Source organism: Paenibacillus sp. FSL R10-2788 (assembly GCF_038003885.1).
GTDB classification, from domain to species: Bacteria; Bacillota; Bacilli; order Paenibacillales; family Paenibacillaceae; genus Paenibacillus_AQ; species Paenibacillus_AQ odorifer.
In genome coordinates this window covers 2,913,703-2,927,355 of the sequence record NZ_JBBOQA010000001.1, presented here as the reverse complement: position 1 = coordinate 2,927,355, position 13,653 = coordinate 2,913,703, and the positions used below count along the sequence as shown (strand labels likewise).

16 protein-coding genes are annotated in these 13,653 nt (G+C 43.4%); 4 read left to right on the top strand and 12 right to left on the bottom strand.

The window, feature by feature from the left end:
- Positions 1-89: 89 nt before the first annotated feature.
- Both NSQ50_RS12865 and NSQ50_RS12860 read right to left on the bottom strand, forming a co-directional pair.
- Entirely contained in the window at positions 90-629 is a 540-nt protein-coding gene (locus NSQ50_RS12865) for an HXXEE domain-containing protein (RefSeq protein ID WP_076101698.1), read from the bottom strand.
- Between the two features lie 67 nt (positions 630-696).
- Positions 697-1,659, bottom strand: a complete 963-nt coding sequence (locus NSQ50_RS12860) for a phosphotransferase family protein (protein ID WP_052096993.1) — start codon at positions 1,657-1,659, stop codon at positions 697-699.
- 180 nt (positions 1,660-1,839) lie between these two features.
- Between NSQ50_RS12860 and fabV the strand changes: the two genes are divergently transcribed.
- Positions 1,840-3,030, top strand: coding sequence for an enoyl-ACP reductase FabV (gene fabV, locus NSQ50_RS12855; RefSeq protein ID WP_036686328.1), 1,191 nt, complete (start codon positions 1,840-1,842; stop codon positions 3,028-3,030).
- Between the two features lie 19 nt (positions 3,031-3,049).
- Here fabV and NSQ50_RS12850 read toward each other — a convergent pair whose 3' ends face one another.
- The 6 genes from NSQ50_RS12850 to NSQ50_RS12825 all read right to left on the bottom strand — a co-directional run bounded on the left by NSQ50_RS12850 (position 3,050) and on the right by NSQ50_RS12825 (position 8,310).
- Positions 3,050-3,307: a DUF2164 domain-containing protein gene (locus NSQ50_RS12850; RefSeq protein WP_036686326.1), complete on the bottom strand. Its 258-nt coding sequence runs from the start codon at positions 3,305-3,307 to the stop codon at positions 3,050-3,052.
- A 72-nt stretch (positions 3,308-3,379) separates the two neighbouring features.
- On the bottom strand, positions 3,380-4,369 hold the full coding sequence (locus NSQ50_RS12845) for a phosphotransferase family protein (protein WP_256717088.1): 990 nt from the start codon (positions 4,367-4,369) through the stop codon (positions 3,380-3,382).
- Entirely contained in the window at positions 4,357-5,325 is a 969-nt protein-coding gene (locus NSQ50_RS12840; protein WP_076101695.1) for a sugar phosphate isomerase/epimerase family protein, read from the bottom strand. Before NSQ50_RS12840 ends, NSQ50_RS12845 begins: the two co-directional genes overlap by 13 nt.
- Before the next feature lie 34 nt (positions 5,326-5,359).
- Positions 5,360-6,430: a Gfo/Idh/MocA family protein gene (locus NSQ50_RS12835; protein WP_036686325.1), complete on the bottom strand. Its 1,071-nt coding sequence runs from the start codon at positions 6,428-6,430 to the stop codon at positions 5,360-5,362.
- 22 nt (positions 6,431-6,452) lie between these two features.
- Positions 6,453-7,550, bottom strand: a complete 1,098-nt coding sequence (locus NSQ50_RS12830; RefSeq protein ID WP_036686323.1) for a Gfo/Idh/MocA family protein — start codon at positions 7,548-7,550, stop codon at positions 6,453-6,455.
- The gene (locus tag NSQ50_RS12825) at positions 7,543-8,310 is read right to left on the bottom strand and encodes a sugar phosphate isomerase/epimerase family protein (protein ID WP_036686321.1); all 768 of its coding nucleotides are present in this window, start codon (positions 8,308-8,310) and stop codon (positions 7,543-7,545) included. Before NSQ50_RS12825 ends, NSQ50_RS12830 begins: the two co-directional genes overlap by 8 nt.
- Positions 8,311-8,587: 277 nt before the next feature.
- Between NSQ50_RS12825 and NSQ50_RS12820 the strand changes: the two genes are divergently transcribed.
- Positions 8,588-9,406 carry an AraC family transcriptional regulator gene (locus tag NSQ50_RS12820; RefSeq protein WP_036686319.1) on the top strand — a complete coding sequence of 273 codons (819 nt, stop codon included), beginning with the start codon at positions 8,588-8,590 and terminating at the stop codon, positions 9,404-9,406.
- Between the two features lie 22 nt (positions 9,407-9,428).
- Here the strand turns inward: NSQ50_RS12820 and NSQ50_RS12815 are convergent, their stop codons facing one another.
- A complete protein-coding gene (locus NSQ50_RS12815; protein ID WP_036686597.1) occupies positions 9,429-10,160 on the bottom strand; it encodes a class I SAM-dependent methyltransferase in 732 nt (243 codons plus the stop codon).
- A 61-nt stretch (positions 10,161-10,221) separates the two neighbouring features.
- Positions 10,222-10,428 (bottom strand): hypothetical protein, encoded by a 207-nt coding sequence (locus tag NSQ50_RS12810; protein ID WP_036686317.1) that lies wholly within the window; start codon positions 10,426-10,428, stop codon positions 10,222-10,224.
- A 162-nt stretch (positions 10,429-10,590) separates the two neighbouring features.
- Between NSQ50_RS12810 and NSQ50_RS12805 the strand changes: the two genes are divergently transcribed.
- Positions 10,591-11,271, top strand: a complete 681-nt coding sequence (locus NSQ50_RS12805; RefSeq protein ID WP_036686316.1) for a TIGR00266 family protein — start codon at positions 10,591-10,593, stop codon at positions 11,269-11,271.
- Positions 11,272-11,344: 73 nt separating this feature from the next.
- Here NSQ50_RS12805 and NSQ50_RS12800 read toward each other — a convergent pair whose 3' ends face one another.
- The gene (locus tag NSQ50_RS12800; RefSeq protein WP_036686314.1) at positions 11,345-11,824 is read right to left on the bottom strand and encodes a Fur family transcriptional regulator; all 480 of its coding nucleotides are present in this window, start codon (positions 11,822-11,824) and stop codon (positions 11,345-11,347) included.
- A 318-nt stretch (positions 11,825-12,142) separates the two neighbouring features.
- Here NSQ50_RS12800 and NSQ50_RS12795 point away from each other — a divergent pair, with 318 nt between their 5' ends.
- Positions 12,143-12,799 carry an S-layer homology domain-containing protein gene (locus NSQ50_RS12795; RefSeq protein ID WP_036686312.1) on the top strand — a complete coding sequence of 219 codons (657 nt, stop codon included), beginning with the start codon at positions 12,143-12,145 and terminating at the stop codon, positions 12,797-12,799.
- 94 nt (positions 12,800-12,893) lie between these two features.
- Here NSQ50_RS12795 and NSQ50_RS12790 read toward each other — a convergent pair whose 3' ends face one another.
- Positions 12,894-13,646: an amino acid ABC transporter ATP-binding protein gene (locus tag NSQ50_RS12790; protein ID WP_076105018.1), complete on the bottom strand. Its 753-nt coding sequence runs from the start codon at positions 13,644-13,646 to the stop codon at positions 12,894-12,896.
- Positions 13,647-13,653: the final 7 nt, after the last annotated feature.

The following is a 13,653-nucleotide window of genomic DNA, read 5'->3' as shown; positions in this document are numbered from 1 at the left end:
TTGTAAGCAATAAGTATTATTTTATCTAGTTCTAAGGGTTCTAGTCAAGATTTTTCTGAAAAAGATATGGCCAGCAGCAGCCTTATGTACTAGTTCTGATTAATGCGAGCTCTATTCTTCACTAACAACCACAATATTGGCGGAAGCAGCAAAAGAACTAACAGTAGAGACCATCCGATATCTCCAAGGGATACCAAGTTGTCATTCAATAGTCGATAATACGCATAAAGAGAATAGGGAAGAACTACTAGTACTGCTGTAACTACCCCTGGTGCATATACCTTTAAATATATCGTCTGTCCTAGATGAGTAAATACATGTAAGAAAAATACCGCAAGCACTGCCAGGTACAATAAATAATTAGAAAAGAAAACTGCAATACAAGTTACCGTCACTATAAAAATATACACGAATAATACGTCCATTGCAAAATTACGTGTAGTCATTTGTAACATCGAATGATATGTCTTGCGCATAAACGAAGGAATTGCAGCCTCTAACTTGGTTCTATACTTTGCACCCCATGCTTCAATCGTTAATATTTCTTCAAAATCATGAAACATAAATAGGATCGGCAACAGCCACAGCAAACTTACGATATCTATATGTACACTTAGCCACTCAAGCATGTGAATCCTCTCCCTTCTCCTACTCAGCCTCCTTACCTTCTTATGTTGTGATCTTGCTGAAAATGTCCTAACCCATGAAACGGTCCCAACCTTCCAGCAGATTATCATGTGCCCACTGGAAATGGCCTTGGCTATCGTATTTACGCGAATAACACTCAATGAAATAAATTAAATCGATATATAAGTCGTAGAGCTTTTTGCGTGCACATTCATTAGGGCTATCAAAGCTGTCCCCATAACCTCTACAGAAATACTCAGAATTCTCAATATAGCGAAAATAATATTCCATAAGGTGATCGCCCCATAACGCCCGTTCCCAATCGATTAAAGCAACAATGCTTCCCTCTCGTACAAACACATTCCCATCCCATAGATCCCAGTGAACTAAACGTGGCTCAGTCACCACATCCATCACATGTATACGGCTGTTGATCTCCGCCTCAATCGTTTCTAAAGGAATGGGCATCTTTGCATCTAATCGCCGAGCATCATCAAGGAGGTTGCCAATTAAATTTTGAAAGGTTTCCCGCCAAGAAGTCCCCTTTATCTTCGAGGATACATTAAATAATCCGAAATGATCCCCTTGAATCTCATTAATAATCCGGCTATAACGACCTAATTCTTCCTCAATACAACTTCTTTGCTGCGGACTAAGCTCTTCCTTAATTTCATTATAGGGCTGGCCGATTATTTTCTCCATGAAAAAAAAGTCACTAGATATTAAATTTCTGCTGTTATCATAAGCGTATACCTCAGGCACAGGTACCGTTCCTTTAGACTTCATTAGCTGCATTGCCGCAACCTCTGTAGCCATGATATCGTGCTCGTAACTTAGCGTGTCTGTCTCATCAGATGGCGATATCTTAAGAATCGTAGCCCTGCCATCTGACAATAGAAGGTCATAAGCTGCGTTGAAATAACCTCCCGTCAATTCCGTACTTTGAATGATTTTCACATGGCTTCCAAAAGCAGCACCCACCAGGATGTCCTGCTGCTCAACCGTCAATTTTGTTTTAGTCTGACTTTCCAAGACTTCACCACCATACAGAGTTAAGTAAAAATGCAAAAATCCAACCTTTTAAAAGCCCAGGATTTATTGTATTTGATACAAGAAAGATAAACAATCCTTCTCCATTGGAATGAAAATTGTTAAAATTAGAAATAACACGTATCATTAGCTGCTTTTCATGAAAGAGAGGAAACTATTATTATGATCATAAAACCTAGAACACGTGGCTTTATATGTACAACCGCACATCCGCAAGGCTGCGCTCGTCAAGTCGAGCGGCAAATTGAGTATATTAAGGCACAACCCGAGATCAAAGGACCACAGAAGGTGCTAGTCATTGGCGCATCCACAGGCTACGGCCTCGCCTCACGGATTACAGCCGCCTTTGGGGCTGGAGCCAGCACAGTAGGCGTATATCGGCCGAGCAGCAGCAATGGAACCCGTACAGCCTCTGCTGGGTGGTACAATTCTGCAGCCTTCGAACAACTTGCGGAGTCTGCAGGCCTGCAATCCTACAGCGTTACCGGAGATGCATACTCCAAAGAGACCAAAGAAAAAACGATTCAGCTGATCCGCAGCGAATTAGGACAAGTCGATTTGGTCATCTACAGTGTTGCTTCTGGGCGCCGTACAGATCCGGAGACGGGTGAAGTGTATAACTCTGTTCTCAAACCTATTGGCGACACCTTTACCAACAAAACTGTAAATTTTCACACCGGTGAGGTAAGTCAAATCTCCATTGAACCCGCGACCGATAAGGAAGTTCATGATACCGTACGGGTGATGGGCGGTGATGATTGGCAGCTATGGATAGAAGCACTCCAGCAAGCCGGAGTATTAGCAGATCACGCAACCACTATTGCTTATTCGTATATCGGATCAGAGCTTACTCAAGCGGTATATCGCCAGGGAACCATTGGACTTGCTAAAGACCATCTTGAAGCTACGGCGAGAACACTTAACGAAGCGTTATCTGTTACTCACGGTAGAGCTTATGTAGCGGTCACAAAAGGTCTTGTCACACAGTCCAGCTCGGCGATTCCTGTAGTACCCCTCTATATTTCCGCCCTTTACAAAGTCATGAAAGAGCACAGTCTTCATGAAGGTTGTATTGAGCAGACCTATCGGTTGTTTGCTGAACATCTCTATGCAGCGAAAGGAACTCCTGTGGATGAAGAAGGCCGTATCCGTATAGATGATTGGGAATTGTCTCCGGCAGTCCAGCAAGAAGTTATCGAAATCTGGGACCAGCTTACTTCAGACAATATCTACGACCTAACGGATCTGCATAGCTATAAACAGGAATTCTTCCAGCTATTTGGCTTCGAGACTGAAGGTGTAGATTACGAAGCTGATACTGATCCAGACGTAACTGTTATAAATCTGCGTTAAAATTTATCGTGTTTTTGGATTATCTTCTGCCTGAGGATAAGGGTTGTTCGAGAGCATACATTTCCTCTTCCAGAGATATCATCTTTTGCTCAATCATTTTTCGTGCATCTGCCAACGCTTGATTGTAAATATAAGGCGAAAGTTCTTTGAGCATAAAATCGAGAAGGTTCTCGCTGGCTAATTGCCCAATTTCACTGGACAGCTCTGTATCAAAATATTCTTGAATACTGGCTGTAATCTGAAGCTTATGTTCTCTCGGTATTTTTAACGGCTGCATGGTAATCCTCCAATCTAATTAGATACAGGAAAATGACGTGCTTTCGCACGTCATTTTTCACACCTATAACCTTCATTCAATGCTGCCTTTGAAACGGTTCCAACCCTCAGTCAAGTTATCGTGCGTCCAACGGACATAACCTTCGTCTGCATATTTGCGTGAATAACATTCAATAGCAAGAATAAGATCAAGATAAAGATCATAAAGCTTCTTCCGCTGAATCTCGTTTGGACTGTCGTAGGTTGTTCCGTACCCCTTATAGAAACTGGCAGAATTCTCAAAATGCCTAAAATAATACTCCATCAGCACATCACCCCACAGGGCTCTCTCCCAGTCAATCAGCGATACGATGACTCCATCCTTCACAAATACATTCCCATTCCATAAATCCCAATGCACCAGTCGTGGCTCGGTTACAGCATCTAATGCAGGGAGATACTTGGAAACCTCCTGCATAATCTCTTCATAGGACGCAGGGAGCTGTGCATTCAGCCTCTTGGCATCAGCAAGTACACTTTCCATCAGGCATGAAAAGGTCTCTCTCCACGAGGCTCTTGGCTCCTCTGAATCCGTTCCAAAAATGCCAAAACGTTCTCCGCGTATCTCATTGATTATGCAATTGTAACGCCCCAGCTCAGTTTCGATAGCATCTCTCTCCGGAAGTGAAAGACTCTCCTTCACATCACTGTAGGGCTGGCCCTCCACCTTCTCCATAAAGAAATACGGAATAGGAATGAGCAGCAGACTTTCATCATAATGGTAGACGGCAGGCACGGGCACGACACCCTTATCTGCAACCATTCGGAGAGCTTCCACTTCAGTTCGCATAATGTTCTTCTCGTAACTTAACGTATCTGTCTCTACAGCAGGGGCAACCTTTAGAATGACAGATTTCCCAGTGCTAAGTTCCAAATCATAGGCTGTATTAAAAAAGCCTCCGGTAAGTTCTGAACTAAGGTTAACTGCAGTTTCTGAACCGAAAACCGCTTTCACCAAAATATCCAGCTGTTCATCATTTAATTTAACTTTCGTGAAGCTCTCCATTTCGTTTAAACCCACCACATTTCTGTCAGTGGCTCCTCAATCAATACTTGTTGAAGATTACTTACAGCTTTAGAGAAACCTTCTTCAATAGACATCAGCCCATCTTCATGCTCGATACTAACCACATAGTCATACCCAACCAAACGAAGTGCACTAATAATGTCAGCCCAAGTCTTAAGATCATGTCCAAAACCGACAGAACGGAACTGCCAAGCACGGTCAAGCATCTTGGTATACGACTGCATATCAGTTAATCCGTGCATGTTGACATTCACAGGATCAATAACGGTATCCTTCGCATGGAAGTGATGGATTGCACCTTGGCGTCCCAAAATATGAATCGCTTGCACAGGATCAATTCCTTGCCACCACATGTGACTCGGATCAAGGTTCGCACCGATCACTTCACCTGCTGCTTCTCTCAGCCGCAGCAAAGTACCTGGTGTGTGTACAGAGAATCCGCCATGCAGCTCAAGACCTACCTTTACATCGTGCTGAGCGGCAAAGGCACCCCATTCTTTCCAATAAGGAATAACCTTGTTCTCCCATTGCCAGTCCAGAATTTCTTGATAATCATTTGGCCATGGAGCTACAGGCCAGTTCGGATATTTAGCACCCTCATGATCTCCAGGACATCCAGAGAAGGTATTCACAACCGGAACCCCTAGCTTCTGCGCCAATTTGACCGAGTTTACGAAATCCTCATGATCCTTTTGAGCAAGTTCTTTTTGCGGGTGCAATGGGTTACCGTGGCAGCTCAAAGCACTGATTGTAAGTCCGCGAGATTCCACAGCATGTTTGAATTCTTGTAAGGCTGTTTCATTCTCCAGCAGCATTTTAGGGTCGCAGTGGCTGTTGCCAGGATTGCCTCCCGTACCGATTTCTACCGCCTTTAGCCCTTTGGATACTACATAATCAAGAGCATCCTCCAGCTTACGACCTCCAAACAAGACCATAAATACTCCAAGTTTCATTGTAGGCCACCTCCTCTTGGAAATAGTTCACTTATTATTTACCGTAGATATCAAAATTCTTCACCACTTGATTACTCTCAGCAGCTTCAAAAATAACTTCAATCAAATTCTGTACCCGCATAACCTCAGCGTTCTTAACGATAGGTTCTGCAGTACCCTCAATGACAGCAGCGAAATTATCATAAAAGCTAGAGCTTAACTCCGACGGCTGAGGTAATTCCTCAGTGATCGTTGCCCCCTCCGATGGAGGTGCCATAGTTTTAGTTAGTCCTACACCTGCACGAATCGGCTTCGGTTCGATTTTTTCACCTGCGTTATTTCTTGTCACCAATCTTCCGGTTAATGACCAGTCTTCAATAATTCCAGTACCTTCGATACCCTTCACATACCATCTTGGCAATGTAATAAAGTTAGTCGTCCCAACCTCTACGATCGCTTTAATTCCATTCTCAAATTGCAGAATAGCTTCAAAGCCGTCATCGACATCGTTTCCTAAAATAAAGCTTAGACTACTGCTCACACTGGTGATTTTGCTATCAATCATGAATAATAGCTGGTCCAATAAGTGAACGCCCCAATCCAGCAGCATCCCTCCGCCTTGTGCCTTAACATGACGCCAGTCTCCAGGAATTCCGTTTGCTCCATGCACGCGGGATTCGATCTGGAATAGGGATCCAATCGTCTCCTCATCGTACATTTTTTTGATGGTTAAAAAATCTTCATCCCAACGTCTGTTCTGATGCACCATAAACACACGTCCAGCTTCATCAGCGGCTGCCAGTATTTCTTGAAATTCAACCTTCGATAGAGTAACTGGCTTCTCACAAATGACATGTTTGCCAGCTTGTAATGCACGAATCGCAATTTCTTTGTGCACATCGTTCGGTGTGGCAATTAGAATAATTTCGACCGAAGAATCTGCCAATACTTCTTCATAACTTTGGTACGCCTTGTAGCCAGCGTCGTTGGAATTGGTACGACGTGCTTCAAGCACATCGTACGTTCCAACTACGATTAAGGTAGTGGTCTCTTTTATCAATCCTGCGTGATAACTTCCCATTCCTCCAAAACCAACAATGACTACAGAATGTCTGTTTGAACTCATGAACTTCACACCTGCTTCTCGTTTAGTTATCTGATGTTCCGTCAAAATACACAGCACGACCTGTACGGGAAGATTCGTAAATAGCCTCCAAAATTTGGGTAACGACAAGGGCTTGTTCAGGTTTAACTACTGGTTCTTTATCTTCCCTAACTGCCTCAAGCCACAAGCGAGCTTCACGATCGGATTCACTCTCTTGTCCTCCGTTAAAGAAAGCTACTCCCCCTGCGGACAAGTCAATTTTAGTCTCGTATAGACGGCCACCACGGTCACCATTTAAGCGTAACCCGTCCTTCATATCTGCGCCACCCTCTGTACCTGCGAGGAGCGTCTTCGCTTCTCCAAATTCCGATACATTAAGAGCCCAGCTTGATTCCAGTACAATTGTAGCACCATTTTCCATGGTAATAAATCCAAATGCTGAATCTTCTACTTTAAATTGTTCAGGGTCCCATGGACCAAAGGCATTTCCGCCGTTTTTACGGTTACCTAGCTTATGAAAAGTCGAGCCCATAACACTACGCGGTTTATAATTGTCCATCATCCATAATGTTAGATCAAGCGCATGCGTACCGATATCGATCAGTGGACCCCCACCTTGCTTTTCTTCATCCAGGAATACGCCCCATGTAGGAACCGCACGACGACGTACTGCGATCGCTTTTGCATAATAGATTTCACCAAGCTCACCGTTTTCGCAAACGTCTTTAAGATATTCACTATCCGCACGATAACGGTTTTGATAAGCTACAGACAATTTCATGCCTGTACGTTTAGCAGCCTCTAACATTTCCTGTGCTTGAGCTGTAGTCTTCGCCATAGGCTTCTCACACATTACATGATTGCCAGCTTCCAATGCTGCGATTGTGATCACGGAGTGACTGTCATTCGGTGTACATACATGCACGATATCGAATCCTCCGGCTTTCAAAAGCTCTTGATAATCTGTATATACAGCCGCGCCTTCAGCGCCATAGGTTTTTGCTGCTTCCTGTGCACGTTCTTCGACGATATCACAGAAGGCTACCATTTCAGCATCTGCTTGACGTGACAAACTTGGCATATGTTTTCCATTAGCAATTCCACCGCAACCGACAATAGCAATTCTCAACTTTTTAGACATGAACATTTCCCCCTTGATTAGCGTATGCTTTTACCCATTTCAAACTATCTTCTACACTTTCTAATGGTGAACGGCTGCAATAATCCTGCTCCACTACCGCCCACTCTACCTTTGCCTGTACAGCCGCATCAAGAATTGCTGTAAGGTTTACTTCTCCTTCGCCTAGAACAACCGTTTCCGGTGAACCATCCTCATGTTTCTTCAAATCTTTCAGATGGATGATCGGCAACCGGCCAGCGTATTTGTTGATATATTCTACGGCATCATAACCTGCGTGATGTACCCAGCATGTATCCATTTCAACTTGCAGCAAATCAGCTGGCACTTCTTCAAACAAACCGTCAAACGCTGTACGGTCACCATATCGATCAGTTAACTCAAAGTCATGATTATGGTACAAAAGAACCGCTCCACGCGCCTTGCACTTTTCTCCAATGATCTTCAGATTCGCAGCAACTTCTTCATAGTTACGTTGTTCTTCTGACAGATACGGCACAATCAGATTATGATTTCCAATCTCTAGGTTGTACGCAATCTCTGCCTCTGTATCATTTAACAACGCGTCATAGGGACGGTGTGCGCCCAGCGCAACTAATCCTAGTTCATCAAGCAGTTGTTTGACTTCTGCTGCGCTACGGCCGAAGTAATGGAAAAACTCCACGCCTTTATAACCAAGGGCTGCCACTTTACGCAGTGTCCCTTCAAAATCCTGTTCCAGTTCTTCTCTGAGCGTATACAATTGCAGGCCTATCTTCAGCATTTTCGAATCACTCCAATTGGATTTAAAGTTAGCTTTCTGTAGTGATAATCACTTGAACAATAATGCTGTAACAGAATTGACTAATCTGATTCTCATCAGTTTCCTTAAACTGTCATTCTTGTAAGCACAGCTAATACCGACTGTTTCTAGCGTTGATGGTCGATTTCTTTCTTTATTGCTTAGCTACATAGTAATATGAAAGCGTATATATTAAAATGAAGAATATGATTAAAACATGAACAATCTGCTTATCATTTCAATACACCTAGGAGGACCTATGACTCATTCTGCTACCTGTCACGTATTATCAGCCGGATTTTCTTTTCATCGCAAGCCTTTTCATATGTCTCAAAGTCAAGGGAACCAGAACTTTCTTATACGTCTGCAAACGGAAGGAAGAAGCCGTGCATTGATCGATGGTGTGATGTCACCTGTGGAAAGCGGGGATATTATGTTATTCGCTCCAAATGATCCTTACTATTTGATCATAGATAAAGAAGAGTACCCTGTAGGCAAGCCACGAATTGAAAGCGGAGATTATCATATTTTTTGCGGGGGAACATGGATTGATGAATGGTGGCAACGTTCACAAAGACCCACTCGCCTAAGTGTGCCGCTTAGTGAGAATTTTCTTGGCTTGTTTCGCCAGTTAATTCTGGAGCACCGTCGACTTTCCGACTTCTCTCCAGAAATATCTGCCTGCTATCTGCAAATTCTATGTATGGAAATCGACCGGCTAATTACAGACCAGCCAGCAATTACTCCAAAAGGTTATTTGGCATACCGAATGAAGCAATATGTTGAGGAGCACGCAACCGTACCCTTTCTATTGGAGGATGTAGCAGGTTTTGTGGGTATATCCGTCTCGCGAGCCGTTCATTTATTTAAAGAAGCCTTTGGGACCAGTATTATTAAATATGTAAACGATGTCCGACTGGAAATGGCCAGAGAACGGATAACCTTCAGTCCCATGCCGCTGGAGCAAGTAGCAGAAACTTGTGGTTTTGCGAACTATACCTATTTTCACCGCGTCTTCCGAAGCCGTTTTGGTATGTCACCAAGAGAATATCGTGTGCACAGCAGAGAACAGGTGTAAATGAAGAAACATGAGAATGAAATTATTCTTTTACAGCCGAAATGATCAGGAACATCGGTCTACGCTCCTCATCCTTCATCCATGGATCATTACTCATTTCTTCTGAAGGCTTTGGTTCTTTAACCGCTTTAATAGTAAAGCCAGCTTCAATCAGGTCATTAAAGTAGGTGGAAATCGTGCGATGGTATTTAATCACATTTTCTGTTAAGAATTTAGTTTCACGAAGTCCTTCTGATTGATAATGATCTACGGGCCAATGCAGGCGGTTACCTTGTTCATCGGTATACCAGTCTTGCTCTTCCCGTGAAGTAAAGATAGGATGCTCCACTGAAAAAATAAAACTCCCACCAGGCTTAAGAAACGCATGGACTTTGCGGCAGATGGCTGTAAAAGATTCAATATAGTGGAAAGCCAATGAACTGAGGACCACATCAAATTGCTCGCTCGTAAAATCAATGTCCTCAATCGGCAGCTGGATATAAGTTATAGCAGGATCGTTCGTTTTTTCACGCGCCTGTTGCAGCATTTTTTCAGAGATATCCACACCTATAACTGAACTCGCCTGCTGCTCACGGGCATACAGGCAATGCCAGCCGAAGCCGCAGCCCAGATCAAGCACACTTTTATTATGTAAGTCTGGAAGAAGCGCCTTTAATACATGCCATTCACCTGCTGCTTCTAGTCCTCCAATAGAACGAGGCATTTGCTGGTAGGCTGAGAAGAAATTCGAATCGTCATATTTATTTTGTTTCATCATGGATACATCTCCTATATATTATTTCTTCAATTACTATACGCTGAGCAATGTTCTCTTATCAAATAGCCAATAAAAAAGGAGCATCATCTTGGAAGATCTGCCCCTTATATCTATTCTTATTCAATTGTTCCTGCTTGCTTGGTGTTAACCGTACATGCTGTGAAATGGCTCCATAATCACTATTCGATCTACGACTTTGTGCTGCGCACCAGGCTCCGGAGCGCTCTGCCTTACGCAAGGCTTTTTGTGTCTTGGTTCGTGCCATGTGACACCACTCTCCTATTCATGGGTGAATGATTATTGATCTTACATCTATAAGACAACTTCATTTTAACATATTCCAGACTATGAGCGAAGCAAGAATTCCGTTACACTTAGAGCAAAGCTAGTATTCTATCTTATCTAAATAGATGCGGAGGTTTAAAGGATGAATTACCAGGTTTTGTATGAAGGTGCTTTTGCTATGTTAAAGGTCCAACTAAATCCCGGTGAAAGCGTAAAGGCTGAAATGGGCGCAATGGTCGCAATGTCACCTAACGTAGAATTAAAAGGAACCGTGGATGGTGGTTTAATGCGCGGTCTCGGGAGAATGCTGAGCGGTGAGAAATTCTTCTTTCAAGAACTTAGAGCGACCCGTGGTCAAAGTGAGGTATTGCTGTCACCTGGCTCACTCGGCGATATTCAGGCGATAGAATTAGACGGATCGTATAAACTGTTAGTTCAAAAAGACGGATTTCTCGCCGGAACTGAAGGCATTCAAGTAAATACCAAAATGCAGAATTTAACCAGAGGGCTCTTCTCCGGTGAAGGCTTCTTCATTGTAGAAATCAGTGGCAGAGGAACGGTGTTCCTGTCTTCCTTCGGTGCTATCCATGCGATTAATTTAGGACCTGGTGAAGAAATGATTATCGATAACGGACACCTCGTAGCATGGCCAGATTATATGGACTATAAGGTAGAAAAGGCAGCCTCTGGCTGGCTAAACAGCATAACCAGTGGTGAAGCACTTGTCTGCCGCTTCCGTGGAGAAGGTGTAATTCTCGTTCAGAGCCGTAACCCTGGCAGTTTCGGAACGTGGATCAAATCCTTTGTACCTACTCGAAGCTAGACTTCCAAAAACGCAGTAATCAAAAAAGACACAGGCTTGGAGAAAGCCTGTGTCTTTAGGTTAGAAAGCGATCTTAGGAGACTGCTTTATCTGCTTCTGCTTTTGCTTTTTTGCAGCCTGTACGTTTACATGTTCCATAAGTACCCTTGAAATCAAGGCGGTGATCCGTGACGTTAAAGCCATATTCACGTTCCACTCTTCTCTCCAGCTCCACAAGCCAGTCGTCCTTAATTTCCTCCAACCGACCGCATACGCTGCATATCAAATGATGATGCATATGCGAATGATCGTTCCCGCGCAAATCGTAACGGGCAACTCCGTCTCCGAAGTTCATCTTCTCTACAATGTGTAGCTCACATAAAAGCTCAAGTGTACGGTATACCGTTGCCAGGCCCAGATGTGGATAGCTGTTCTTAACAAGCATATATACTTCTTCTACGCTTAGATGATCCTTCTCATTGTCGAGCAGAACGTTCACTATAGCTTCACGCTGAGGCGTTAATTTATATTTTTGCGCCGCAAACAATTGACTGATATTTGATATTTGATCCATTTGGTCTCCTACCTTCCCGGAACGATTTAACATCCGTACCCTCTGAGACGCTCCTATTTATGCAGTTTGGACAATACATAAATAGTAATCGTTACGATATAATCATAACAAAATTAACCACGAATGAAAAGAGCCTGACATCATTATATCATTTCATGCCACTTATCCAAAGTACTACACCCCAATCTGGCCCATATTTCTATTAAAATCTACTTTTTCGTGAAATAATACAGATTAGACCGCAACCTTTCCATAATTTACAACGTTAAAGGAGTGACAAAGGCTAAGGAGCCTATCCATACAACGAGGTGAAAAGACATGAACATGAAAAAAAGCACACTAGCAGCGATCACAACCGTAGCCATTTTCTCCTTTTCTTTGGGTGGTCAGATGTTTGCAGCTGGGAACACCTTTAAGGATATTGATAACATAAACGGCAAAGAAAAAATCATTTCTTTAAAAAATCAAGGGTTAATTAAAGGTGTCAGCGAATCTCAATTTCTCCCTGGCTCTAAGGTAACTACAGCCCAAGGGATTCAGTTTATCTCCGGCGGTCTCCAGCTTAGCCTCGCGGCCATTGATTTTAACAAAGCTCCTGTTGTCAGCGGCTTGTTCACAAAAGTAAAAGACAAAGCCTGGTACGCTGAAGCCTTTATCAATGCTTATTACAATGAAGTTAAGCTTCCTAAAGACATTGATCCTAACCTCATTATGACCAAAGAGCAATTCACTAACTATCTAGTGCAAGCGATCGAAGGCGTTGGCAATCTGCCGATGATCAATATCGTTCCAGTAGATATCGCTGATGAAGCTTCTCTGACTCCTGCGTATCAAGGCAGTATTCAGCGCTCCCTGAAATACAAGATCAATAGCCTGGATGCTAACGGAAAGTTTAATCCAAAAAGCGAACTCACCCGCGCCGAAGCAGCGATTATGCTCTACAACGCTTTGGAATTTCTGAAAACTGGAGTATAACCAAATTTCAGATACTCTTCTCATTTGAATAATCCACACATGAAAAAGCAGCTCCGGATGATTCCCGAGCTGCTTTTTCGTGTATATTGTCTTTCTACTCTTCTTCACCATTCAGTCTGTTCAGAAATTGCAGAGCCCGGGGATTCTTCGGATGCTCCAGCACTTCTTGCGGAGTCCCTTGCTCTAAGATATGACCACCATCCATCAAAATGATCCGGTCCGCTACATCGGCGGCAAATTTCATCTCGTGGGTCACAATCGCCATAGTCATACCTTCTGCCGCTAATTGTTTGATAACCTTAAGCACTTCCCCTACCAGCTCAGGATCGAGCGCCGAAGTGGGCTCATCAAACAATAACACTTCTGGATCTACTGCCATAGCCCGGGCGATGGCCACTCTCTGCTGCTGTCCACCTGACAGCTGATGTGGATAGTTATCAGCTTTATCTGCCAAACCCACCTTAGCCAGCAGCTGAAGCCCCCGCTTGCGCGCTTCTTCCTTGGATCGTTTCAAGACAGTTACCTGTCCCTCCATCACATTGCCAAGCGCAGTCATATGCGGAAATAAATTATACGATTGAAAGACCATCCCTGTTTTCTGACGAAGGGCCAATACGGAATTCTGAGGAATTTTCTTATGATCTGTAAAATTGATGGTGATATCACTGAGCGACAGGCTGCCTTGATCCGGGATTTCCAACAGATTAAAACAGCGCAGCAGTGTAGTCTTCCCGGAGCCAGATGGCCCAATAATGACAAGTACCTTTCCATGCTCCATTTTCAGATCAATACCCTTTAACACTTGGAGTGCGCCGAAGGATTTATGCAAATTAATGATTTCAATCACAAGTATC